This window comes from Blastopirellula marina (genome assembly GCF_002967715.1).
Taxonomy (GTDB): Bacteria; Planctomycetota; Planctomycetia; order Pirellulales; family Pirellulaceae; genus Bremerella; species Bremerella marina_B.
Map to the genome: position 1 here is coordinate 360,374 of NZ_PUIA01000035.1, position 23,193 is coordinate 383,566.

General features: G+C 58.1%; 19 protein-coding genes. 9 read left to right on the top strand and 10 right to left on the bottom strand.

Going from position 1 to position 23,193, the window contains the following annotated elements:
• Positions 1-261: 261 nt before the first annotated feature.
• Entirely contained in the window at positions 262-828 is a 567-nt protein-coding gene (locus tag C5Y96_RS11410; protein WP_199188679.1) for a hydrolase, read from the top strand.
• On the opposite strand, the gene C5Y96_RS11415 is transcribed toward C5Y96_RS11410, so the two are convergent.
• Together C5Y96_RS11415 and C5Y96_RS11420 are read right to left on the bottom strand one after the other, a co-directional pair.
• Positions 825-1,763, bottom strand: coding sequence for a CHAD domain-containing protein (locus C5Y96_RS11415; RefSeq protein WP_105353203.1), 939 nt, complete (start codon positions 1,761-1,763; stop codon positions 825-827). The two genes, C5Y96_RS11410 and C5Y96_RS11415, sit on opposite strands and share 4 nt — an antisense overlap.
• A gap of 11 nt (positions 1,764-1,774) precedes the next feature.
• Complete coding sequence (locus C5Y96_RS11420; RefSeq protein WP_158261186.1) at positions 1,775-3,415, bottom strand: Ppx/GppA phosphatase family protein; 1,641 nt, start codon at positions 3,413-3,415, stop codon at positions 1,775-1,777.
• Between the two features lie 146 nt (positions 3,416-3,561).
• On the opposite strand from C5Y96_RS11420, the gene C5Y96_RS11425 reads away from it, so the two are divergent.
• Together C5Y96_RS11425 and C5Y96_RS11430 are read left to right on the top strand one after the other, a co-directional pair.
• Complete coding sequence (locus tag C5Y96_RS11425) at positions 3,562-4,056, top strand: SixA phosphatase family protein (protein WP_105353207.1); 495 nt, start codon at positions 3,562-3,564, stop codon at positions 4,054-4,056.
• 297 nt (positions 4,057-4,353) lie between these two features.
• Positions 4,354-5,367 (top strand): isocitrate/isopropylmalate dehydrogenase family protein, encoded by a 1,014-nt coding sequence (locus tag C5Y96_RS11430; RefSeq protein ID WP_105353209.1) that lies wholly within the window; start codon positions 4,354-4,356, stop codon positions 5,365-5,367.
• A gap of 70 nt (positions 5,368-5,437) precedes the next feature.
• On the opposite strand, the gene C5Y96_RS11435 is transcribed toward C5Y96_RS11430, so the two are convergent.
• Positions 5,438-5,851 carry a hypothetical protein gene (locus C5Y96_RS11435; RefSeq protein WP_105353211.1) on the bottom strand — a complete coding sequence of 138 codons (414 nt, stop codon included), beginning with the start codon at positions 5,849-5,851 and terminating at the stop codon, positions 5,438-5,440.
• A gap of 74 nt (positions 5,852-5,925) precedes the next feature.
• A complete protein-coding gene (locus tag C5Y96_RS11440) occupies positions 5,926-6,321 on the bottom strand; it encodes a hypothetical protein (RefSeq protein WP_105353215.1) in 396 nt (131 codons plus the stop codon).
• A 337-nt stretch (positions 6,322-6,658) separates the two neighbouring features.
• On the opposite strand from C5Y96_RS11440, the gene C5Y96_RS11445 reads away from it, so the two are divergent.
• Both C5Y96_RS11445 and C5Y96_RS11450 read left to right on the top strand, forming a co-directional pair.
• Positions 6,659-7,339 carry a hypothetical protein gene (locus tag C5Y96_RS11445; RefSeq protein WP_105353217.1) on the top strand — a complete coding sequence of 227 codons (681 nt, stop codon included), beginning with the start codon at positions 6,659-6,661 and terminating at the stop codon, positions 7,337-7,339.
• Positions 7,340-8,082: 743 nt separating this feature from the next.
• Complete coding sequence (locus C5Y96_RS11450) at positions 8,083-9,441, top strand: TIGR01777 family oxidoreductase (protein ID WP_105353219.1); 1,359 nt, start codon at positions 8,083-8,085, stop codon at positions 9,439-9,441.
• 92 nt (positions 9,442-9,533) lie between these two features.
• Here C5Y96_RS11450 and C5Y96_RS11455 read toward each other — a convergent pair whose 3' ends face one another.
• Positions 9,534-10,697 (bottom strand): hypothetical protein, encoded by a 1,164-nt coding sequence (locus C5Y96_RS11455; protein ID WP_146115629.1) that lies wholly within the window; start codon positions 10,695-10,697, stop codon positions 9,534-9,536.
• Between the two features lie 173 nt (positions 10,698-10,870).
• Here C5Y96_RS11455 and C5Y96_RS27085 point away from each other — a divergent pair, with 173 nt between their 5' ends.
• Complete coding sequence (locus C5Y96_RS27085) at positions 10,871-12,358, top strand: deoxyribodipyrimidine photolyase (RefSeq protein WP_158261187.1); 1,488 nt, start codon at positions 10,871-10,873, stop codon at positions 12,356-12,358.
• 252 nt (positions 12,359-12,610) lie between these two features.
• Positions 12,611-12,808, top strand: coding sequence for a 30S ribosomal protein S21 (gene rpsU, locus C5Y96_RS11465; RefSeq protein ID WP_105336245.1), 198 nt, complete (start codon positions 12,611-12,613; stop codon positions 12,806-12,808).
• A 106-nt stretch (positions 12,809-12,914) separates the two neighbouring features.
• Here rpsU and C5Y96_RS11470 read toward each other — a convergent pair whose 3' ends face one another.
• From C5Y96_RS11470 to C5Y96_RS11490, 5 genes are all read right to left on the bottom strand, one after another.
• Complete coding sequence (locus C5Y96_RS11470; RefSeq protein ID WP_146115630.1) at positions 12,915-14,063, bottom strand: hypothetical protein; 1,149 nt, start codon at positions 14,061-14,063, stop codon at positions 12,915-12,917.
• 234 nt (positions 14,064-14,297) lie between these two features.
• Positions 14,298-14,969: an SGNH/GDSL hydrolase family protein gene (locus C5Y96_RS11475; protein WP_105353227.1), complete on the bottom strand. Its 672-nt coding sequence runs from the start codon at positions 14,967-14,969 to the stop codon at positions 14,298-14,300.
• Positions 14,970-15,354: 385 nt separating this feature from the next.
• Positions 15,355-16,629 (bottom strand): Gfo/Idh/MocA family oxidoreductase, encoded by a 1,275-nt coding sequence (locus C5Y96_RS11480; RefSeq protein ID WP_114322174.1) that lies wholly within the window; start codon positions 16,627-16,629, stop codon positions 15,355-15,357.
• Between the two features lie 149 nt (positions 16,630-16,778).
• Positions 16,779-18,851, bottom strand: coding sequence for an AAA domain-containing protein (locus C5Y96_RS11485; protein WP_158261188.1), 2,073 nt, complete (start codon positions 18,849-18,851; stop codon positions 16,779-16,781).
• Positions 18,781-20,259: an MFS transporter gene (locus C5Y96_RS11490; protein ID WP_105353231.1), complete on the bottom strand. Its 1,479-nt coding sequence runs from the start codon at positions 20,257-20,259 to the stop codon at positions 18,781-18,783. Before C5Y96_RS11490 ends, C5Y96_RS11485 begins: the two co-directional genes overlap by 71 nt.
• A gap of 362 nt (positions 20,260-20,621) precedes the next feature.
• Between C5Y96_RS11490 and C5Y96_RS11495 the strand changes: the two genes are divergently transcribed.
• Both C5Y96_RS11495 and C5Y96_RS11500 read left to right on the top strand, forming a co-directional pair.
• A complete protein-coding gene (locus tag C5Y96_RS11495; protein ID WP_105353233.1) occupies positions 20,622-21,167 on the top strand; it encodes a DUF2760 domain-containing protein in 546 nt (181 codons plus the stop codon).
• A gap of 4 nt (positions 21,168-21,171) precedes the next feature.
• Complete coding sequence (locus tag C5Y96_RS11500; RefSeq protein WP_105353235.1) at positions 21,172-22,959, top strand: Hsp70 family protein; 1,788 nt, start codon at positions 21,172-21,174, stop codon at positions 22,957-22,959.
• The last annotated feature ends 234 nt before the right edge of the window (positions 22,960-23,193 follow it).

The window sequence follows — 23,193 nt, forward strand, 5'->3', positions numbered from 1 at the left end:
GTGGCCCAATTTGAGCAAGTCGGCTAGGACTAGCGTCAGAGGTCACAGAGAGCACCGAGGGAAGAAGAAAGAGGATAAACCACAAATTACACAGATGGGCGCGGATAAGAGAAAGAAAAAAGGACTGTGTGCCCCCAGCCTCTTTCGTCAGCCCCAAGGGGGCGACATATCGCAGTGAAAACTGCACGAACGACTTCAACCTTGTTTCGCGCCCCTGTGCTTAAGAACGAATTCAAACGCAAACTATCCCCATCACACCTTATGTCTGAACCACTTCCTAATCCGCTGTTGATGACGCCTGAGAACACCGTGCTGTTGATGATCGACATGCAGGAAAAATTACTGCCGTCGATTCCCGATGCCAAGCAAGTTGTCTGGAATGCAAGCCGGCTGCTCGATGGGGCAGAGATCTTAGGCATTCCGGCCCTGGGTACCGAGCAGTATCGCAAAGGGCTCGGAGCAACCGTCGAGCCACTAGCCGCCAAGCTGGGCGACATGCCCGACAAGCTCCACTTCAGCAGCTGCCAATCGGTGATCGCCAAGCTGGAAGAGCTTAACCGGCCGAAAATCTTGATCGCCGGTATCGAAGCCCACGTCTGCGTGCAGCAGACCGCACTTGACCTGCTTTCGCTGGGGTACGATGTTTACCTGGCGACCGATGCGGTGAGTTCCCGTTACAAGCACGATCGCCGGATTGCTTTGCGGCGGATGGAATCGACCGGCGTCACGCTGACCACCACCGAGGCCGCGCTGTTTGAATGGTGCCGCGTCGCTGGCACGCCGCAGTTTAAGCAGATCAGCCAGTTGGTACGCCAAGAGCGTCCCTAAGCGATCGGTGCCAAGCCGAGCCCGCCCAGGTATCGGTCGAAGCGCTCTTTCAGCTCTTGGGCTCGGGCCTCGGTCCACCAGACCCGGAATGCTTCGGCCTTCTCGTCGAACTGGATACGTTCGTGGTCGGCCAGTTGCAACAGAAACGCCGGGAACTTCTTGGTGGCCGTTTCGTTCTGCCAGCGTTGGATCTTCTCGACGGCCATGTGATGGTCGTTGATCGCCCCGAGCTTCGACTGCACCTCTTCGAACGCCGGGTACAGCTCTTCGCGAAAACAATCGGGAAAGCCCCCTTCGACCAGCTCCATCGCGTAGCGGACCTTCTTTCCTTCAATTCGCATTTGATGCAGCGACTCAGGCGATTCGCCCAGCATTTGCGAGAAGTGAAAGAAGCGAACCACCAGCGGTTCGAGCAACGTAGGTGCCATCTGCTGCAACGTTTCTTCTTCGGCGACTTCGCGCCACCGGGTCCGCAGGACGACCCCTTCAAACTTCTTGGCCAGGTCTTCTGATTTCGCCCACTCCCAGGCTTGCACCAACGCAGGCTGCGCGGCCTTACGCAGGCCCTTCAAAAACGTCAGCACCTCGGCTTTGTCGTCGTCGCCGATAACGAACTTGGCTTTGCGAATCCGCCTGGTGAAAACATCCAAATCACGGGCATCGCCGCCTGCTTTGCGCAGCTTCTGGGTTGCCTTACGAACGAGCGTCGAACGCTTCAGCGGCAACAGCGTCGCAAACAACTGGAGTGCGGCCTGCGTGCGGCGCGACCATGTCCGCAAATAATGGACATACTCGACATCTTCTTTCCAGCGATTCGCGGCCAGCGGCAAGTACTCGAGCATGCGGGCAGAACGCGTGCTGATCGCTTCCTTGGCCACTTCAGAAATGGGGTGCCCTGGTTCGATGGTACCCAGCCAATTGGTGTTCTTTCCCATGGAGCTAAACTCTAGTCATTCATAACACGATCGACGGCGGGGCGATGCAGCCCGAACCGAATGTCGGTTTCGAATGCCTTGCAAAACAACTCGGTGCGAGATCGGGCTGCCCACAAATCGACCTCGGGGTCGCCGGTCGCCTCGATCGAAACATAGACGTGGTCGGGATGCTTGGTAACTTCCACCTTGGAAACCTGCTGGCGGTGGCTGCGATCGAGCGCCCCGGCCACGCGCAAGATGGCCGCCAACTGCTTGACCCGCGTTTGATCGCTTTCGCTCAGACGCGTGAAGTTCGTGTGCTTCTTCTTGGGGTTCGCCCCACGATGATACCGCGCCACATTGGCCACAATTTCCAGCGCATGACGCGAGAAGCCTGGTAGCTGACTGTTAACAATCAAGCTGTAGCTATGCTTGTGGTGCTTCTCGTAATTGATCAGGTAACCCACGTCCTGTAGCATGGCTGCCGCGTAGATCGTTTCGTCGTCGGTCTCTCGCAGATTGAACAGCGGCATCATCTGACGAAACAGGCTGATAGCCAGATTCGCCACGTGTTGCGTGTGGATCATGTCGACACCGCAGCTGCGGGCAAAGGTCGACATCGCTGCCTGGCGACGCTGCTCTTCGGCCGCTTTGTCTTCCGCCGAGCCAGGCTCCAGTTCTTCCATCATCGTCAGCATCAGCCCGTCGCGAATGCCGCGATCGTGAATCCGCAGCGTGTTCACATCCAAGCGGTGCATCAGGCGGTCGATGATCGCGATGCCGGCGACGATGATATCGGCCCGATCGGCACTCAGCCCCGGAACGTTCTTGCGTTCCTTAAGCGTCATCTTGCTCAGCGTATCGAGCGTGTGGCTGACGTCGGCGCGGTGAATACGATAGCCCCATTCCATTTGTCCCACTTCGCCGCGCTGCATCATCAAAATGCTGGCCAGCGTGGTGAAGGTCCCCCCGGTGCCAAAGAGAACCTGTGGTACGAAAGGACGGCGTTTGATCAGCGGCTTCAGCTCTCGATCGATGCCGAAAATCATCTTCTTCAAGCTATCCGGCGTCGAGAAGAGCTCTTCGTTGATACCGTACTGCTCGGTCACGCGGACGCACCCCAGCCGGGTCGGCAGAATCTCTTCGATATGCCCACCGCAGGCAAACACGATCTCGGTGCTTCCGCCCCCGATGTCGGCGATGGCGACGTTCATGTCGCGCACGTCGAACGCCTGGGCCACGCTGCGAAACGCCAGTTGCCCTTCCATATCGGCCGAGATCACTTCGATATCGATTCCGACTTCGTTCTTGGCTCGCTCGCAGAAGTAACCGCCGTTACCCGCTTCGCGCACCGCACAGGTGGCGATGGTGCGAATGTCGTACACGCCAAAGCCTTCAGCGATCTTCTTGAACCGTCGCAAGGCGTTGATCGAATTATCGATCGCCTCCGGATCGAGGTTACCGTTGACGGCCAGGCTGTGGGCCAGGCGGGTCGATTCGCGTTCTTCGTCGAGCACGCGGTAGTCGTACCCGGCCAGCTTCTGAGCGACCACCAGCCGCATGCTGTTCGAGCCGATATCGATCGCGGCGCAGCGAATCGGTTCGTCGCTGCTGGGCGTTGGGCCATCCGAATCGATTCCGGTCAGACGTATTTCGGTCGGTTGTTGGCTCATACGCATGCCATCCTTACGTCAAAAGTTCGTCGAGGTGCATATTCAAAGATCGCAGCACACGGCACAATAGGACCCACCTGTCGTTGTTGGCCAAAGCCAACCGTAAGACTCCTCATCCGCCACACGATGGCCGAAAGAGACCACGGATGATACGCATGATTTTGATGCGGCACGCCAAGAGTTCTTGGGAAGATGATGTCGCCGATTTTGATCGCCCTTTGAATCGTCGCGGTTTGCGAGATGCCCCTCGCATCGCTGCGGAACTATCGGATCGAGGCTGGTGCCCCGATGTGGTGGTGCATTCTGCCGCCTTGCGAACCACCCAGACCTGGCAAATGATGGCAAGCCATTTTCCCGAGGTACGTCAGGTTGTTTCGGCGAAGTCCCTGTATCACGGATCGCCGTCCGATATTCGACAGGTCGCCGAAGCATTGCCTGCCGATTGCGGCACCTGTTTAATCATCGGGCACAACCCAGGGTGGGAATTAGCGGTTCATCAATTGTCAAGCCAAAACGTCCGCATGACAACCGCTAACGCCGCGTTATTTGAGAATGTTGCCCAGGACTGGTCGACCGCTTTCGCCGAGCACACCCCGTGGCAATTGATCGAAGTACTGCGTCCCAAAGAACTAGACGCGTAACGCCTGCATCACCCTCAGAAGTGGCAACCTGAGTCGGCATCGAGATTTTTTTCAACCGAAACCCAGTCGCCCAACAATCACCAAGGGCATTCGCATGACCGCAATCAACCTGCTTGCGGTGCGCTGCCGCGCCGCTGGCCATTTCACGGCAGAAGCGCAAAATGCCTGTAGGCATCCAGAGCCTCGACATCCCCCGGCATATGCCCAAAATAGGTTCGTAGACAATCGTTACGTCCGCTGCCAAGCCCCATGGGGCTGATTACGGCGAACCGGCAAAAAACTTTGAGGAGCACTCACATGTCACACCAAGTCTGTCTGCTTTCCGGCGATGGCATCGGTCCAGAAATTACCAATGTCGTGCAGGAAATCATCGCCGCAGCAGGCGTGAAGATCGAATGGATTCCGTGTGAAGCAGGTCTCAGTTCATACGAAAGAAATGGCGACCCGCTCCCTCAAGAGACCCTCGATAACATCCGCACCACCAAGCTGGCTCTCAAAGGCCCCTTGGCCACCGCCAGCGGCACCGGCTTTCGTAGCGTGAATGTCTCGCTGCGCAAAGAACTGCAGTTGTATGCCAACTATCGCCCGGCCAAGTCGCTCAAGGGAGTGCCTGCTCCGTTTAAGGACGTCGATCTGATCGTCGTTCGCGAGAACACCGAAGGGCTCTACAGCGGGCTCGAGCACACCGTTGTTCCTGGCGTGGTCGAAAGCCTCCGCGTGATCACCGAAGCCGGCTCGCGACGCATCGCTCAGTTCGCGTTTGAAACGGCCCGCAGCCTCGGACGCAAGCGCGTTACGTGCATCCACAAAGCCAACATCCTGAAGCTCAGCGACGGGCTGTTTCTCGACACCTGCAATACGGTTGCCCGCGACTACCCCGATATCGAGTACGACGACTGCATCGTCGACGCCGCCGCGATGAAGATGGTCCTCAACCCGCACCAGTTCGACGTGCTGGTGATGGAGAACCTGTTCGGCGATATCCTCTCGGACCTGGCCAGCGGCCTGGTCGGCGGATTGGGTGTGACCCCCAGTGGCAACCTCGGCACCGATGCCGCCGTCTTCGAAGCCGTCCACGGCACGGCCCCCGACATCGCCGGCAAAAACCTGGCCAACCCCACGGCCCTGCTGTTGAGCGCCACGATGATGCTCAAACACATGGGAGAAACCGACGCCGCCAAGAAGATCGAAGCGTCGCTGTTCGCCGTCCTGGAAGAAGGCACCACCCTAACCGGCGACCTGAAGGGTTCGGCCTCGACAACCGATTTCGCGGAAGCGATTATCGGAAAGCTGGATTCCTTGACGGTCTAAGTAAGTAGAGCCTGCCTGCCGCGGGTCCGATACCAAGTACCAGCGATACGACCCGCGCTAGCGCGAGGCCCTACGGAAATTCCGGTCGCTGGTCATCTTGCGAAGTCTGCTGGCAAGACTGGTCAAATGCTTCCAGCTCTTGCACGAAACGATCTTCTTTCGCGTTCAGGTGTTCGAGCAGCGCCGGCGATTGCCGCTCGGGTCGCAGCCCAGGCCAATTCGGGCATTCGCGAGCGAGCTGATCCCAAACCACGCCGAACTGCTCGCGGGGTTCGCCTCGTATCAACGACGCGCGGTACGCGAGAATGTATCGGAACGCCCAGCTATCTTCGCAGCGGCACGCCCGAATTACTTCGCGAGGAAACTCGTCGCTCCAGACAAGTCCGCCTGACATGCCTTCGTAATCGAATTTCGCGTCTGGGTCCCAACTCGTTTGCCGCAGGATCACCAGCGCACTTTCGGGAAAGAATCGTGGATCGCTCATGCAATGCATCCAACGAAAGTAAGATCTTGGGAATAAACGAGGTTGCACCTGCTTCGCGACTAAGATTCCGGACGTTACATCTCGCGCCGCGTATCACCGTACTTCGTATCCACTTCCTGGAACTTCCGCGCGAAGCGGGCATGCGCCTCGATCAGATGATCTCGCAGCGTCGGTGATTGCCGTTCAGGCCTTAGGCCGGGCCAGTTCGGGCACTGTTCGACCAGTTGATCCCACGGAGCACTAAATTCCTCGCGGGGTTCTCCCTGGATCAACGACGCCCGGTAGGCCAGCACATACCGGAAGGCCCAGTTGTTACTGGAAAAGCAAACCGCCATCGCTTCCGGCGGATACTCGTCACTCCACAACAGCCCGCCCGAGACTCCATCGAAGATGCAGATCGCTTTGGGGTCCCACGTTGTCTGGCGAAGAATCGCCAGCACCTCTTCGGGGAAGGTCCATGGATGGTTCATTGAATTCTCAGGCCGATCTATCCTTGGGGGCAACGCAAACGTTCTCTCGAAGAGCATTCGATTTCGGCATGCTGCTATGTTAGCCTAAAATTCAAATAAAATGCCAGTCGTCTGCAAGCGATTCTCGCCGGGTGCTACGCCCAAGTCTTCTTGGGCGTGCCTGTGCTCCTCATCAACACTCGATCCGACGGTATGCCACAGCTCCCCTCAGCAGTGCCACACGCTCCGGAAAAGCTTTTCCAGAAAAACACTGGACATGTGTTCACGTATTCATCTATAACTAAATCTCACGCAGGGACGCTTCCCTGAAACGCACACCATCACGAGTATTCCCCCAATGTCTTCACCCAGCGCACAACCGAATCCCGACGGATCGTTCTCGCCAGAGAACCTTCCGCAGGCCTTCGTGCGCGCGGGGAAGGTCTATCTGTGTTCGTCGTGCGGAACACTCGTCGAAATCCCGGCCGACGTCGTCGGGAAGCTGGGCTGGGCGGAACAGCAGTTGCCCAAGCAACCCTCTGCCGAAGATGGCGCCACCGGCGAAGCGTCCTCCCAAGGATGCGTCCGCGTGATGCCTGACTTCAGTTTCCCCGTACGAACCCAAGCGCCGCCTGCGGCGACCCAACAACGGCCCAAACGGCCGCCGCAACCCCAACGTCCCCAGAAGCCGACACTTCCCACATGGGCCGGCAAAGCGGTCGACGGAATCCCCGTCCCCACCGGCAAACAGCTTGACCAGGCCTTCAAGTGGATCACGTATCACCTGAAGGTGATCGACCGCCAAGAGAGCGAATTCAAGCGGCTGAAGAAGCTACTGAAAACCGAACGACGCAAAACCGAATCAACCATCCGGGTGCCATGCCCAAGTCCGCTTGGGCGTGCGAGTGGAGCCACCACAGCAGACCCGCGCAAACCATCCGTTCAACCCATCGAAGAGTACGCCCAAGCGGACTTGGGCGTGGCCCCCGGGGTGTTGTCGGGAGTATCATCCGAAGCCAGCGAGCGCGGACCACCCTGACTCGTCAGATCCAAAGGAGCGACCGTTCATAGCCAGGGGTGGAAACCCCTGGAAAGTGATCGAATTAAAGACATCTTAAGCCCTGAATGGGCGGCCGAAATGCTGCGCGCACTCGGCCGCCCCCTTGGGGCTTAGGACTCATGGTTTGTGACACGGGTACCAGGGGCTTCCGCCCCTGGCTATTAACGGTCGCCCCGTTGGGGCTGGCAGAAGATTGCGTTCGTGAGCGTTACGCGTTCGTGAATGTTGCGCGTTCGTGAGCGTTACGCGTTCGTGAGCGTTACGCGTTCGTGAGCGTTACGCGTTCGTGAGCGTTACGCGTTCGTGAATGTTGCGTTCTCACGAACGCGATGCTCTCGTTTCTCACCGAATGCGGTCTCTATTTTGATTGGTATGCGTGAACGCGCTGCTTGGTGCGATTCGCTGCGCTACTCACACCCTACGGCACATCAGTAACAAGCTTCCGGGTGCCACCCTCAAGTCTTCTTGGGTGTGTGTTTGCCATGTGCATTCGTCTCGCGCAGAAACCCCTCAACCTACCCCTCTTGTGCGCAGGGGCGAGGGGACCGGATGTGTGCGCGCTGCATCTTGCACTGGATGCAGGTGCGTGCTTCGTTCTTGGCAGACATATGGGCTCGGTAACCACTCCTACCCAATTTACTGTAAAATCAGGGGGGTTGGTTAACCGCGGTTGGAACTCGCGGTCATTCCGCAGGAGAGTATTTCTTCTCGGAGGGGTTCCCATGTTTACCTATCGCAGCAAAATTCCCGTTTCGGTCGCCACCGCGTTTCATTGGCACGAGCAGCCTGGGGCGTTGGACCGGTTGATTCCTCCGTGGGAAGACGTGCAGATCGAACAGCGTAGCCGCTCGATCGAACCTGGCAGCCGCGTCGTGCTGAAGATGCACGTCGGGGGCTTTCCGGTACGATGGGTTGCCGAGCACACGGCCCTTGAACCGAACCATTATTTTCACGATCGCCAGGTCTCCGGCCCTTTTGCCAAGTGGGAGCACACCCATCGGTTCCTCCCCAGCGACGACGGTTACTGCGTGCTGGAAGACGAAGTCGATTACAATATCCCCGGCGGAAGTCTGGGGCAGCGGTTCGGCCGGTCGAAGGTCGAGAAGATGCTGCTGCAGATGTTTCGTTACCGCCACGATACCACCACCTACGATCTGATCGCCCATGCCCGCTATCAGGAACGCCCCACGATGAAGATTGCCATTACCGGTGCCAGCGGCCTGGTCGGTTCGCAGTTGGGGCCGTTCCTCACCACCGGCGGGCACCAGGTCGTTTCCATTTCGCGTTCGGCGGGCGAAAACACGATCCAGTGGGACATCCCAAAACAAGAGATCGACGCGGCGAAGCTCGAAGGGCTCGATGCGGTGATTCACCTGGCCGGCGAAAGCGTGGCCGCCCGCTGGACCGATAAAAAGAAGCAAGCCATCCGCAGCTCGCGCGTCGCTGGGACGCGCCTCTTATGCGAGTCGCTGGCCAAACTCAAGAACAAACCGAAGGTCCTGGTGTGCGCCTCGGCGATGGGCTTCTATGGCGATCGCGGCGACGAGATCCTCACCGAGGCCTCGCCCCCAGGCGACGGTTTTCTGGCGGACGTTTGCCAAGAGTGGGAAGCCGCCGCTCAGCCTGCTCGCGATGCCGGCATTCGCGTCGTCCACGCGAGACTGGGCATTGTGCTTTCGCCCAAAGGAGGCGCGCTGGCTCAGATGCTCACGCCGTTCAAGCTGGGCGTCGGCGGCAAGATCAGCAGCGGCAAGCAGTGGTGGAGCTGGATCTCGCTCGACGATGTCGTGGGGGCACTGCATCACATGATGATGAACGACGCCATCCAAGGCCCCGTCAATTTGTGTACGCCCAAAGCGGTGACCAACGAGGAGTTCACCAAAACACTGGGCAAAGTGATTTCCCGCCCAACGTTTCTGCCGGTGCCCGCCTTCGCGGCGAAACTGGCGATGGGAGAAATGGCCGACGAGATGCTCCTTTCCAGTTGCCGGATGGAACCGCAAGTGTTGGAAGAAACGGAGTACCACTACCGCGACCCGAACCTGGAACGGTGCCTGCGAAAGCTACTAGGCCGGCAATAAGTAGCCTGTGTGTCGAAATCCTGTCCCCTCTCCCTCGCAGACGGTGAAGAGGGGACCGGATGAATCGAGACGGCCCCAACGGATAAAAAATCCTAGTCGTCCCAACCTTCGTCTTCATCTTCCTCTTCGTAGGTACGTGTCCAGATGTCGGCGGCGACTGGTTCGGTGACGGACGATTTGTATTCCCATTTCAATTTCGGCGTATCCGATCCGTTTTGCAGTGCGATCATGTCGCGAAAGACCTGCTGCGGGTTGCCTCGGGTCAGGGCCTGGTTCAGTTCGTCGATCCGTCGATTCCACTTTTGCCGCTGCTCGCGCATTTCGGCGGCGTCTTCATCATCGTCGTCGTCCGACTGGCCGAGAATGTCCGGGTAGTACTCTTCGTCGTAGACCTGCAGCAACTGTTCCCCCTGCATCCGCTCGTGAATGACGACTCCATAATTTTGCACATGGTCCCACTCGAACGAATTGAGCTCGGCATCTTTGCGATACCGCTTGAGCGCCTTGTCGGAGACAAACTCATGAATGGCAGTCCGCCACTGAAGTTGGATTTGACGCACCGTTTCGTCGGTGCACTGGTCGCCGTTCATCTCGGCGATGCGGCGAATTTCCTCTTCGGTCGCGCCGCCACGTTCCATCCGCCAGTCCATTTCCCGAGCATACGCCTTCTCGAACAAGCTCGGAAACTCCTGCTTGGTGATCGTTATCATGCCTGCTTCGGGAGCTTCCGCGCGGAACTTGGCCAAGATCTCTTCGACCGATTCGTCGGGAAAGAATTTCTGCGTCGTGTAGGGGGGGATGTCCATGCCGTGGTACTTGGTGCTGCTGAACGTCCAGCTCGTTTTGTCCTGGTAACGGCGGGTCACATCGGACCAGACACCAATCACCGGATGGCAGTAAACCACCGCGGTGGTCGCCTGATCTTGATCGAGCAGAATCCGCATCTGCGTGGCGATCTCTTCCATCACGTAGTCTTCGAGCTTGGTGAATCCGAGGTCCTGGAACTGCTCGGTGAGGGATTCGAACGCTTTCGCGTGTTCGTCCTGCACCCACTCCTCTTCGGGATCGCCCAGTTCACTGCGCCGAGTGAGCTTGATCCGAAAGGGAGGCACCCCGCCACCCAGGCCCTGGGCAATCAAATCCCCCAGCGATTTCAGCCAACTTCGCAGCTTCCAGCGAATGAGGAAATAGGCCACGATCACAAAGAGGACCAACGCGACAAACGCTCCGCCCACGATCTGTAAGAATAGTTGCATAACGCTTCGAGCCCAGTTGAGATGAGAATCGTTAGAATCCAACTGACGGCAAATTACCAATTGCCCGCTGGCGATTCCAGCATTTTCTTGAGAACGAGCCGTTAATTGATCAAAGCTTTTCCGGTTCCCATAAGCTGACTCGTTTCCCACGTACCACCTGAAAAGGATTTCCCTTGTCCGCCGAACTTTGGCAGCTGCGAATTCGCGACATCAACGATGCCCCCGTCAATCAGGACGGAAAGTATGTCGTGTACTGGATGATCGCCAATCGGCGGACCGAGTGGAACTTCTCGCTTCAGCGGGCAGCATGGTGGGCCGACAAGCTCAAGAAGCCGCTGATCGTTTTCGAAGCCCTACGCGTGGGCTATCAGTGGGCCAGCGATCGGCTGCACACATTCGTGCTGCAGGGGATGCTCGACAACTTAAACGCATTGTCCGACAGCCCCGTCGTGTACTATCCCTATGTCGAACCCAAGCCGGACGCCGCCCAGGGGCTGCTCAAAGCGCTGGGCCACGATGCGTGCGTGGTGGTGACCGACGACTTCCCGTGCTTCTTCCTGCCGCGGATGGTCGCGGCGGTTGGCAAGCGGATGAAGGTAAAGCTCGAAGCGATCGACAGCAATGGTTTGCTACCTATGCGAGCCGCCGACCGCGACTTCCCCCGGGCTCACAGCTTCCGCCGATTTCTGCAGAAGGAATTGCCGCCGCACCTGGAGATCGCCCCCAATGCCAACCCGCTGGCGAAGAAGTCGTTCCCAGCCACCAACCATAAGCTGATTGCCGATGTGCTGCAGAAGTGGCCCTCGATCGACAAACGCACGCTTGAGAGCCCGGCCGATTTTGTCGCCAGCTTGCCGATCGATCACGAGGTGGGCCCGGTCGAGACGCACGGAGGATCACACGCTGCCCGCCAGCAGATGCAGTGGTTCCTGAAACAGGGCCTGCCGCGATACGCCGAGCAGCGAAACGACGTCGAGAGCGAATGCGTGAGCCAGTTGTCCCCCTATTTGCACTTCGGTCATCTCTCGGTGCACGAGGTTTTTCACGAGCTGACAAAGCAGGAAAAGTGGGAACCGAGCCAGATCAGCCCCAAGGTCACCGGCAGCCGGGAAGGGTGGTGGAACATGAGTTCCAACGCCGAGTCGTTTCTCGACGAGATCATCACCTGGCGCGAGTTGGGGTACAACATGTGTCACCTGCGAGACGACTACGACCAGTTCAGCTCGCTGCCTGACTGGGCTCAGCAAACGCTCGGCGAGCATAAGCAGGACGACCGCGAGTACGTTTATACGCTCGAGCAGTTCGAGAAAGCGCAGACGCACGATCCGCTGTGGAACGCGGCCCAGCGGCAACTGGTGCGCGACGGGCGAATCCACAATTACCTGCGAATGCTATGGGGGAAGAAGGTACTGCACTGGACCAACACGCCGGAGTACGCCGCCAAGATTCTCATTCACCTGAACAACAAGTATGCCCTGGATGGTCGGAACCCTAACAGCTACAGCGGCATCTTCTGGTGCTTCGGACGGTACGACCGGGCCTGGGGTCCCGAGCGGGAGATCTTCGGCAAAATCCGCTACATGACCAGCGATAGTGCCATGCGAAAGCTCAACCTGAAGGGGTATATTAAGGAGTACAGCGAGGCGAAGCTGTTCGGCTGAGGGGGTATTTGACGCGGAAAAACCGGCCCCAACTCGCCGCATTCCTCCTAAATTGACCAAGATTTGCCCAAGAATCAGGGTATAGAGGGGCGATTTTTTCTAAATGGACTAGATGCATCGCTTGCTCTGGCGGTATATTACTTGTTTGATTAGAGGACAAGCGCCACCGATATTGAAGTAGTGCTTCCCATAAACCACATTTTTCCGGCAGCAAGTCGGGCTATCGAAACAAAGGAAATCTTTAGGTAACCAATGGTTAAGGTACTCGTTCGCGACAGGGAATCGATTCAAGAAGCAGTTCGTCGGTTTGGTAAGTTGGTTATGCGTAGCGGTCTCAAGAAAGAGATGCGCCGCCGCAAGTATTACGAAAAGCCGAGCGACCTGAAGCGTCGAGCCCGCCTGCGTGCCGAACGTCGCGCCATGAAAGAACGCCTGCTGGTTCAGGACTAGACCTCCTGCCGCACGGCCCACGACTTACCTAAAGTCGAGTCTATAAAAGAGGACGCCCAGTGAATACACTGGGCGTTGTCGTTTCTTGAGTGTTGATACCTCGTTACTAAAAGCGAGGCGTCAGTAGGTCTTGATACAGTTGCAACTCCAGCGGCTGGTAGTTGAATGGACCTTGCAGAGGTGCGTGAATCGGTGGCGTTTCCGGAGCGGGCCGAGGTTGAGCACGCTCGATGGCATTCAGCTTATTCTGCAGTGAATCTATCTGACTCTCCATCGATTGCAGCTGTTGTGACTGTACAGCCTTCGCCGCCCCATTGTCCTGCTGTTGTGACATTTGCAATCGCAGCATCGCTCTCGACTCGCGTGCCTGACGCAGCTCTTGGCGAACGGCGTCTGCCTTGGGATTGAAGACGTAATCATCGACCCCTGGGCCACCACCAGTCGTAAATTCTTCGACGAAGGAAGCGTTATCCCGGTTAGCGATCTGGTGCCCCTGGGCGTCGTAGAAAATTGTTACCTTCTTCGACTGAGAAGGTGCCTGAGGTGTCAAAGCGTAATCGAGAATGGTAAACGTCAGTTTGGTCAGTTCACTCTGACCGCACGGCAATACCCAAACATAAGTTCCGCAATATTCGCCCACCTTCAAACAATCACAATTCTTAGGAACACAACTTTTGTCCCCATAACCCAACCAGCACACTTGTTCGAAGCACGCAGGCGTCGTGCGACCTTGTGATCGACTGTAGTAGGCAAGGTTATCCAGCGATGGATCGTCCTTGTTGTACTTTCCTGACGCAGACCCAAGATAGAACTTCCTCTGTAGCTTGTCGCAATCAGGGCACGAGCTCATCGTTGAGTGGAGGCCGGCACAATACATCGCATGCTGGTAAGCACACCGCATCAATTCGAGACGACGAACATCGTGCACTGGGGTCATCACCCAGGCCTCTTTCATCGATCGAGCTGCTCGGAACCCCAAGGCTTCACTAGCGAAGCCTGCCTTGCTCCAATTGGTTGTACTCGAAGCATCCGCCCCATCGACAACATCCTGTCCGCCTTGGGTAGGGTACATGAAAGATGGAGCCACATTCGGGTCATGAGCAAACCGGGCCAGATTGTCCAGCACCTGTTGCTCGTAGATATCTGTCAGTGTTCCTGCTTGCCGTACAGCGTTTTTTCGCAACTGGGTATGTGTGCAGCCCAAGCACAGAGATACCCCAAACACAACAACGATTAATCCATTCATGTATCGCACGGCAACGCTCCTCTTACATCGTCAAGGATTGCCAACGCCGCCCACGAAGTCGTCGCAACCCGGAAGATTTCGAAGTTAAAACGTTACCAAAGATCGTGCGATGCATAGCTCGCACTCAACCTGAAAGAGGGGCACCAATCCCTGCTATGGCAAGTTTTTCTGGGTCGTTAGAAGACTTTGACGATACCGTAAAGAAGAGCGGCGACAGCACTGCTGCCGCCGCAGGCAAGCTATTTAGTCCTTCAAGTGCGGCTCGAGGGCTTTGGCCCAGATGGCGTAACCGGCATCGGTCATGTGCAGGCCATCCTTTTTGAACAGTTCAGCACGCGGCTTGCCATCTTCGCCGAGCATGGGGGCGTCGATGTCGATGAACTCGCAGTTGTCGGTCTTGGCACACTGCTCGGCGATCAGCTTGTTCGTTTCGCGAACTTCCTTGATCAGCTTCCAGCGGCTCAGGCTCGGCTTCACGGCGATGTACAGGATCTTTGTCTCCGGCAGTTCTTCGCGAATCGTCGAAACGAACTCCTGGAAGTCTTCACGAATCTGTTCGGGGGTGTATTTCGCAGCGATGTCGTTATCGCCGGCGTACACAACAACCGTGCGTGGCTTGTACGGCAGGATGATGCGATCGGCGTAGTAAACCGAATCTTCCAGGCGCGAACCACCAAAGCCACGGTTCAGACCATGCAGCTTGGGAAACGATTGATCGAGATCCCACATGCGAATGCTGCTGCTGCCGACAAAGACCACGCCGCCAGGCTTAACGGGATTGGCTTCGTCCTGCTTGGCGAACTTGTCCATTTCCCCTTTCCACTTGGCAATGCTCGCAGGCACTTCCTTTTCAGCGGCAAAGGTCATCGCAGAGAGAACCAATACGAGAGACAGACTGGAGAGCATTCGAATCATGAGGTGAAGTCCTGACAAGTTATCGCGGTAGGAAGTAGGGCCAGTGAACGCGACATACGCATTGGCAAATTCGATGTGGAGCCCCAACGGGGCGACATGAAATAGCCAGGGGCGTAAGCCCCTGGTCAACGAACTAAACCCGATGCGAGCCCCAACGGGGCGGCATAGCAGCACAACCTATCCAGCGTGCCAGAACTATGTCGCCCTTTCAGGGCTATCGCTTTTTGATCAATCTTTCCAGGGGCTCACGCCCCTGGCTATTACATTCCGCCCCGTTGGGGCTCAGCAATAGTAACGGAAACGACACCGAATCCTGACTTAGTTTATTCCAAAAGAAAAGCGGGATCGAATCGATCCCGCTTTTGCGATTGTTTTGCGAAAGTGCTTAACCGAGCACGTATGGGGCACGGTGAGCTCGGTGGGTCATTTCGGCCGCTTCGTCGTCGCCGTTGATCTTCTCGGCAACCGGGTCCCACTCGATCTTCCGCTGCAACCGGCAAGAGATGTTGCCCAGGTGGCAAGCGGTCGCCGTGCGGTGGCCGACTTCGACGTCGCAGATCGGTAGCTCGCGGGTTTCCATGCACTTCAGGAAGTTCTGGTGATGATTGTTGCTGTCGATCAGATGAATGTCCGAATCCTTCAGCTTGATCGCACCGATCTCTTCAGACGATGGCTGGAACACGCCACGGTTGACGTAGATCTCGCCTTTGTCGCCGATGAAGCGGGTACCCATTTTAATATCCTTCTGACCCTGGCCGACGATCATCTTCACGCCGTCCCCATAGTCATAAGTGATACGGCAGGCTTCGGGCACTTCGTGAGCCATTTCGGGATGGTAGGCAACCTGTTCGGCATGCACCGAGAGCGGGCCGCTATCGTCTTTGCCGAGCCCCCAGTGGGCGATGTCGATATGATGGGCACCCCAGTTGGTCATCTGACCGCCGGAGTAGTCCCACCAGAAACGGAAGTTGTAATGCACACGCTTCTCGTTGTAAGGACGCACCTTGGCTGGGCCAAGCCAGAAGTCGTAGTTCAGGTTCGCCGGGGCTTCACTATCGGCAGGCAGCTTGCCAGGGTCGTTGGCATTGGCCAGACCGACATGCACGGTATGAACCTTGCCGATATAGCCGTTACGAACCAGTTCGCACGCACGGCGGAAATTGTCGGACGATCGCTGCATCGAACCCGTCTGCACGATGCGCTTGTTCGCGCGAGCCGCTTCAACCATCTTGCGACCTTCGGCGATGGTGAGCGACAGCGGCTTTTCGCAGTAGACGTCCTTACCGGCCTGGCAGGCATGAATGGTGGTGATCGCGTGCCAATGATCAGGCGTGCTCACCACGACGGCGTCGATATCTTTACGATCGAGCAGTTTGCGGTAATCTCCGAAGATCTCGACTTCGCGACCCTTCTTGTCTAGCACGATCTTCGCGGCGTTCTCGGCATGTTTCGAGTCGACATCGCACACGGCGACGGCGTTATCGAGGAACTTTCCCAGGTTGCCGCGGCCCATGCCGCCGACACCAATGTGACCGGTCAGAACACGATCGTTGGCACCAAAAGCAGTCGCAGGAATGAACATCGGAGCCGCGGCCAAACCGGCAGCCACGCTCGATGTCTTCAAGAAAGTACGTCGCGAAACGCGATGATTTGCGGTCATGGAATCCTCTGGGGTTCGTAGCGAACAAGCTTCACGCAGGCCCCGGCAGCCAGGTAGGAAGATTAGCCGAGGCGGTAAACTTCTTATAATAGCTGAAATCTGTTGTCGCGCAAAGTCAAAGAAGACACCGCTACCAGCCGGTTATCGGATTAATCGAGTTCTTCCCATACGCTGTGATACCCGTCGATCGACTCGGCGTACTGTAACAGCCTTTCGTAAAACGAGTTACCGCCGATCGTCGAGCTGTCTCCCACCACGATCAGCTTTCGTCGAGGGCGGGTCAGGGCCACGTTCATCCGACGTGTATCGAGCAAAAAACCGATCTCGCCGTTGGTGTTCGAGCGGACGAGCGAGATGATTACCACTTCGTTTTCGCGGCCTTGAAACCCATCGACCGTGTCCGCTTCGACCCCAGCAGGCAACTGATTCCGCAGCCGCTGAACCTGGGCGGCATACGGCGAGATGACCGAGATCGCCGAGGGCTCAATGCCGGCCTCGATCAGTTGGGCCGCCTTCTTGGCGACGAACCGTGCTTCGGCATCGTTGAAGCGGCTTGAGCTCGCGTCGTCTTCCTGCTCGACGAAGTCGGCCCCGGCGGTATCGTAGAACTGCCACGGCTTGGGATCGACGTAGACTTCGCCATTAAGCAGCGGCTGCAAGTCGTGCGTGGCGACCGATTCGTCCGCTTCCAACTGGCCGTCGTAAAATTCGAGGCTGCTGAAATCCATGATCGACCAGTGCATTCGGTACTGCCGCTTGAGTAGTCGGGCGATCTCTGGCCGCTGCTTCACCAGTCGCTGCTGCATGCTCTCGGCGAAGCCGGCACTGGCCGCTTCCTGCGAAAGGATTGTGGGCGGAAGCTGGCAGTGGTCGCCGGCGAGGATCACGCGCCCGCTACGAGCAAGGGGAATCCAGCAAGCTGGCTCAACTGTCTGACACGCTTCGTCGATCACCACCGTATCGAACATGCGTCCGGCGAGTAGATCGTCGTCGATACCAGTCAACGTAACGCACAGCACCTGGGCACTGGTAAGAATCTGATCGAGCGTCTGCCGTTGGATTCGCTGGGCATCGTCGAACAGTTGACGGGCTTCATCGCGCAGGGCAGCCCGCTCGCCGGGGGCTGGCTTGGCTCGCGTATAACGTCCGGCACTTCGCAGTTTGGCCTGGCCATCGCGGATGAGCTTCTCGGCCAGCTTGGCATCGGCATGCGAGCGAGCCAGGTAATCGAGCGTCGCGTCGTGCAGTTCTTCAGACACACGAGCCGGATGACCGAGCCGCACGGCGTTGCATCCTTGGGCCATCACCCGCAGCATGAGGTTATCGACCGCGAGATTACTGGGGGCACACGCCAGAACTTTCTCGCCTCGATCGACAAGCCTGCGAATCAGATGCGCCAGCGTCACCGTCTTGCCAGTCCCAGGCGGACCATGAATGATCGCCACGTCCTCGGCACGCAGGGCGTTCTCCACGGCTTCCCACTGCGATGGGTTCAAACTACGCGGGGCATCGCCGGTGACTGCGGCGGCGTTGAACCGCGGGGCAGCTTCCCCCAGCAGCACGTCACGTAAGTCAGCCAGGCGATTGCCAGCCGCGCTGGCGGCTCGCTTCAAGGCGAACTCCATTCGGCGACGCGTCACTTCGTCGTCGCTGGGAATGAGGTTGTAAGGGTCGTCATCGTTCTCGAGAAAGTCTTGCGTGACGACTTCGATCGAGCCGTCGCGTACCGAAGCGACGAGCCCGCGAACCTGGTTTTGTTCGACGTCCTGCACCACCACCGGCGAGCCGGTCCGAAAGCGATGTGGCGGGAGCGTGGCCCCTTGGGTCTTGGGGCGAAACTGGCAGATGACGCGGCCCGCCAATGCCGACCACTGTTCGTGCAGCTTCAGCCCCTTGAGCATCCCATCGGTCTGCTTGCCATCGGCCAGACGCTGCGATTCTTCTTTCGCTTCCAAGGCCATCCAGCGGCGGAAGTCGACGAATCGTTGCGGCCATTCGATCTGATCGGGTTCGAAGAATGCGTCGACTTCCGGCAGCGTTTCGCGGAGGGTCTTGGCGGCGCGTTTGGCGCGGTCTTCAGCGACTTCGACACTGGCCTGACGGCGGACCAGATCGATCGCGCCGATTTCTTTGCCGGGGATATCCGCCTGTTCAATCAGCAGTTTGAAGAGCTGGTTGCGGTTGGTCCCCGGAGGAAGTCCCCGTAAATGGAGCCGTGCCATGGGTAGTGCTTTGCGGATGGGAATACTTGCTGGGGTCCGCCACTTCCTCGCGTGCGGCGGGCGGGGTCGCGAAGAAGCACGCAACCGCCTGAACGAACAACATAGTAGCAAACAACCACAGCACTGAGTCATAGCTGCCCAGAAGTTCTTTCCCCTGGCTCATCAGAAACGGTCCGGCGGCACTGCCACCCACGACCGACATCATCTGAAACCCTTTGATCTTCCCGAGGTGGGCTCGGCCGTAATAGCGAGCCAGCAGCGAGTTCGAACCGGCAGCCGCCACCCCTTGGGCCATCCCAAACGTCAGCCCATACGCACCGGCCATCCAAACCGAATCGATCGACAGGTAGACCAGCACGCCGATGCCCAGCATCACCGAGCCCGCCACCATCAGGTAGTTCAGCTTGAAGTAGTCGGCCAGGATGCCGCCGAAGAACTGGCAACTGGCCATGCTGATGGCCATCGTCCAGAAAATCACCTGGGCATCTTCTTCCGAAAGACCGCGGCTTTCGACATACGGCACCACCATAAACATGAGCGCGGTGCCGATCATGGCCCACATCGTCATGAAGGAAAGGACAATCCAGAACGAACGCTCGGTGAGGGCTTCACCCAACGTCAGCTGCGGCATCATGAAGAACGACCCGCGACTTTCCGATTCACTATCCTTGCGTGCCGATCGCTTCTCTCCGTCGGGCAGTTGGCCGACCTCTTCGGGATGGTTACGGAACACGAAGATCAGTATCGGAAACATGATCGCCCACACGCCCACCCCTAATGCGAAGTAGGCCTGCTGCCAGCCGAACCAGCTGATCAGGGCGATGGTGATGACCGGGAACGTGCCGAACGCGATCGGTGCGGACAGGTTGCGAATCCCGTTGGCAAAACCGAGCTTCCGCTGAAACCACATGTCGGCCGTGTTGGTCGCCAGTAGCGTGAGAGAGCCTTGCCCCAAAGTTCGGATCGCCAGAAATGCCACGAACAGGGCATACGGCCCTTCGACCTGCGACATGAACATGCACGCCAGGCCGAACAGCACGATGACCAGGGTCACCGTCTTACGCAGCCCCCAGCGATCGGCGAGTGCTCCGATCCAGGGAACGGGAAACGCGGCCAGGATGGTCCCCCACAAATAGGCGGTCGTGACCGTCACAATCTCGGCGTCGATCAGCTGTTTGGTCAGCACGACCTCTTGGCCTGGGTGGGCCGCTTTGAACGTTTCGGTCGCCAGCGAAGTGGCGATGTGCTTGTTGAACAGTGCCACGCCGTAGGTCTGACCAGGGCTGGTACAGTACTGAGTGATCATCGCGACCCCCAGCATGACCCAGCCATAAAAGAACGGCGTTGCTCGAACGATCGGATCGCGTCGCAAAGATGCTGCCTCAAGCGAGGCGGCGTCGGTGGCCATAGTGGAGGGATGCCTGAAGTTGTTCCAACGAAGGTAAGCAGGTCAATCATTGCCCGCGCGGACTCATATACTAACAATGGGCCCGCACCTAGGAAACGTCTAAAGAGCGCCGGGTTCACCGTATTTTCTAGCACCCATCTTTACGCCCGTAAGCCGAGTTACCGTCGGCATCTTCGCCAACACGTGCAGGCCAATTGCAAGCAAATAACATTACCGATACGTTGGAACGTCTTGGACACCCGTCTGGGTGTGACTTTGAGGAACGAAGAAATCAAACTGGGTGCCACGCCCAATTAGAAGATGTGGGCATCGCCCCAGGCACCCGTTATACGTAGTAGTCATTTAACCACAGCGTGAAGTGAATGAGCCGAATTGGTTTAGCTTTCAAGCTCTTTTTCCAAATACTATTTAATTCTGAAGTCGCCCAGCGAGCGGAATCGCTTTCGCTGCCTGCCCCGCAGCAAGAGAAGAAGCCGGAGCCACCTCCTCCGCCGCCACCACCACCGAAGGCCAAGCCGCCGCGGCCCGATGGGATCGACGCGTTGGTGCTGCTGGCAACCTTGCAGCGCGAGGCCCGCTTCCTCGATCTGTTTCAGGAAGACCTGAGCGAGTACGACGACGCCCAGATCGGTGCCGCCGTTCGCGACGTGCAGCGCGACACCAAGGCGACCCTCAACCGGTTGTTTGCCATCAGCCCGGTACTTAGCGAAGAAGAAGGTGGACGCATCGAACTGCCAGCCTCCTTCGACGCCAGCGAGATTCGCCTGGTAGGGAACGTGCAGAACGAGAAGCCATCCGGCGGAACGCTCGTACATCGCGGCTGGCGTGCGACCAAGTGCGACGTCCCCAAGTTCAACGGCACCTTAGAGCAGGCCCAGGTTCTCAACCCGGCGGAAGTGGAGGTTTAACCACGTGGCAGCTAAATATGTCATTGGTGTCGACCTCGGTACCACCAACAGCGTGATCGCTTTCAGCGACCTGGAAGCGGAGCAGCCGGTTGTCGAGTTGCTGGAAATTCCGCAGCTGGTCGCGGCCAGCACCATCGAGAACCGTAAGTCGCTACCCTCGTTCCTGTACCTTGCTACCCAAGCCGACGCCGAAGGGGGCAAGCTCGGGTTGCCGTGGGACGAAAGCCAATCGTTCGCCATCGGCGAGTGGGCTCGTCGTCAGTCGGCCGATACGCCAGACCGCACCGTCGGCGGCGCGAAGAGTTGGCTCTCGCATCATAAGGTCGACCGGCAAGGCAATATCCTCCCTTGGAACGCGCCCGAAGAAGTGGGCAAGGTTTCGCCTGTCGAAGCATCGCGGCGCTACTTGCAACACATGGTCGCGGCGTGGAACGAGGCCCATCCCGAGCATCCCTTCGCCCAGCAAGCGGTCGTGCTGACGGTGCCGGCTTCGTTCGATGCCAGTGCCCGCGAATTGACGCACGAAGCGGCCAGCGGTGCTGGCTTCCCGGCCGATTTCACCCTGCTGGAAGAACCGCAAGCGGCGGTCTACTCGTGGCTGGGTCACATGGGCGAAAAGTGGCGTAAGGCCCTGAAGGTGGGCGACAAGCTGCTGGTATGCGACGTCGGTGGTGGTACGACCGACCTGACGCTAATCACCGTCGAAGAAGAAGCAGGCGAACTGGTCCTCAAACGGATGGCGGTCGGCAACCACTTGCTCGTCGGCGGCGACAACATGGACCTCGCCCTGGCGTTTCACGTGGCGGAACTGTTCAAAGAGAAGAACGTCACGCTCGATCCGTGGCAGTCGGTCTCGCTGTGGCATAGCTGCCGGGCGGCGAAGGAACAACTGCTGCAAGAAGGCGGGCCCGATAAGCACCCGGTTAGCATTCTCGGTCGCGGCAGCAAGCTGATCGCCAAGACCGTTTCGGTCGACGTCCAGCGCGAGCCGATCAAAGCCATGCTGCTGGAAGGCTTCTTCCCGGCATGTGGTGCGACAGATAAACCGGAACGCGGGTTCGTCTCAGGCTTTCAAGAACTGGGGTTGCCGTTTGAATCGGACCCAGCCGTTACGCGGCACCTGGCCGAGTTTCTGGCGCAGCATTCCGAGAAAGCTGGCAGCGCGATCCATCCGACGCATGTGCTGTTCAATGGGGGCGTGTTCAAGAGCGAACCATTCCAGACGCGTCTGATGGAAACGATCGCCTCGTGGCAGCCAGATCAACCTCCGCAGCGGTTAGAAGGAGATCACGACCTCGACTACGCGGTGGCTCGTGGTGCGGCCTTCTACGGCTATCAGAAAGAGAAGGGGGGCATTCGTATCCGCGGCGGTACGGCCCAGGCCTATTACGTCGGGATTCAAACCTCCGGCTTGGCTATTCCCGGTGCTCCGCGACCATTGCATTTGCTCAACGTCGTGCCGATCGGCATGGAAGAAGGAACCGAGACCGATGTCCCCAGCGCCGAGGTCGGCTTGGTGGTAGGCGAGACAACGAAGTTCCGCTTCTTCTCGTCGCCGATCCGCAAAGACGACAAGCCAGGGCAGATGATCCAGCGCTGGGACGAAGCCGAGATCTCGGAGACCGACAGCCTGGAAGCTTCTTTGCCGCGCGACGACAAGATCAACGAGCCCTACGTACCGGTGACCTTCCACAGCAAAGTGACCGAACTGGGGATGCTCGAACTGTGGTGCGTCAGCAGCAAAACATCGGGCCGCTGGAAACTAGAGTTCAACGTCCGCGAAGAAGACTAAGTTCGCGAAGAGGACCAGGCACGCTTACTCTCATTCTTGTCCCCTCGCCCCCGAGGGGAGAGGGTTAGGGTGAGGGGCCTACGAAACCAGAGAAGACTTAGCCACAGAGTTCACAGAGAACGCTGAGCAAAGAGAAGAAGAGCGACCGCGGATTACGCAGATAGGCGCGGATAAGAGATGAAGCAACACAACCGTGTGCCACTGCTGGACAAGCCAGTATTGACACACGATTCC

Excerpts from the sequence above, each read along its gene's own strand:
- C5Y96_RS11440 (WP_105353215.1), bottom strand. The coding sequence starts at position 6,321 with ATGAACCATCCATGGACCTTCCCCGAAGAGGTGCTGGCGATTCTTCGC.
- C5Y96_RS11450 (WP_105353219.1), top strand. The coding sequence starts at position 8,083 with ATGTTTACCTATCGCAGCAAAATTCCCGTTTCGGTCGCCACCGCGTTT.
- C5Y96_RS11430 (WP_105353209.1), top strand. The coding sequence starts at position 4,354 with ATGTCACACCAAGTCTGTCTGCTTTCCGGCGATGGCATCGGTCCAGAA.
- C5Y96_RS11420 (WP_158261186.1), bottom strand. The coding sequence starts at position 3,415 with ATGAGCCAACAACCGACCGAAATACGTCTGACCGGAATCGATTCGGAT.
- C5Y96_RS11410 (WP_199188679.1), top strand. The coding sequence starts at position 262 with ATGTCTGAACCACTTCCTAATCCGCTGTTGATGACGCCTGAGAACACC.
- C5Y96_RS11415 (WP_105353203.1), bottom strand. The coding sequence starts at position 1,763 with ATGGGAAAGAACACCAATTGGCTGGGTACCATCGAACCAGGGCACCCC.
- C5Y96_RS11480 (WP_114322174.1), bottom strand. The coding sequence starts at position 16,629 with ATGACCGCAAATCATCGCGTTTCGCGACGTACTTTCTTGAAGACATCG.
- C5Y96_RS11490 (WP_105353231.1), bottom strand. The coding sequence starts at position 20,259 with ATGGCCACCGACGCCGCCTCGCTTGAGGCAGCATCTTTGCGACGCGAT.
- rpsU (WP_105336245.1), top strand. The coding sequence starts at position 12,611 with ATGGTTAAGGTACTCGTTCGCGACAGGGAATCGATTCAAGAAGCAGTT.
- C5Y96_RS11495 (WP_105353233.1), top strand. The coding sequence starts at position 20,622 with ATGAGCCGAATTGGTTTAGCTTTCAAGCTCTTTTTCCAAATACTATTT.
- C5Y96_RS11475 (WP_105353227.1), bottom strand. The coding sequence starts at position 14,969 with ATGATTCGAATGCTCTCCAGTCTGTCTCTCGTATTGGTTCTCTCTGCG.
- C5Y96_RS11425 (WP_105353207.1), top strand. The coding sequence starts at position 3,562 with ATGATACGCATGATTTTGATGCGGCACGCCAAGAGTTCTTGGGAAGAT.
- C5Y96_RS11455 (WP_146115629.1), bottom strand. The coding sequence starts at position 10,697 with ATGCAACTATTCTTACAGATCGTGGGCGGAGCGTTTGTCGCGTTGGTC.
- C5Y96_RS11435 (WP_105353211.1), bottom strand. The coding sequence starts at position 5,851 with ATGAGCGATCCACGATTCTTTCCCGAAAGTGCGCTGGTGATCCTGCGG.
- C5Y96_RS11485 (WP_158261188.1), bottom strand. The coding sequence starts at position 18,851 with ATGGCACGGCTCCATTTACGGGGACTTCCTCCGGGGACCAACCGCAAC.
- C5Y96_RS11445 (WP_105353217.1), top strand. The coding sequence starts at position 6,659 with ATGTCTTCACCCAGCGCACAACCGAATCCCGACGGATCGTTCTCGCCA.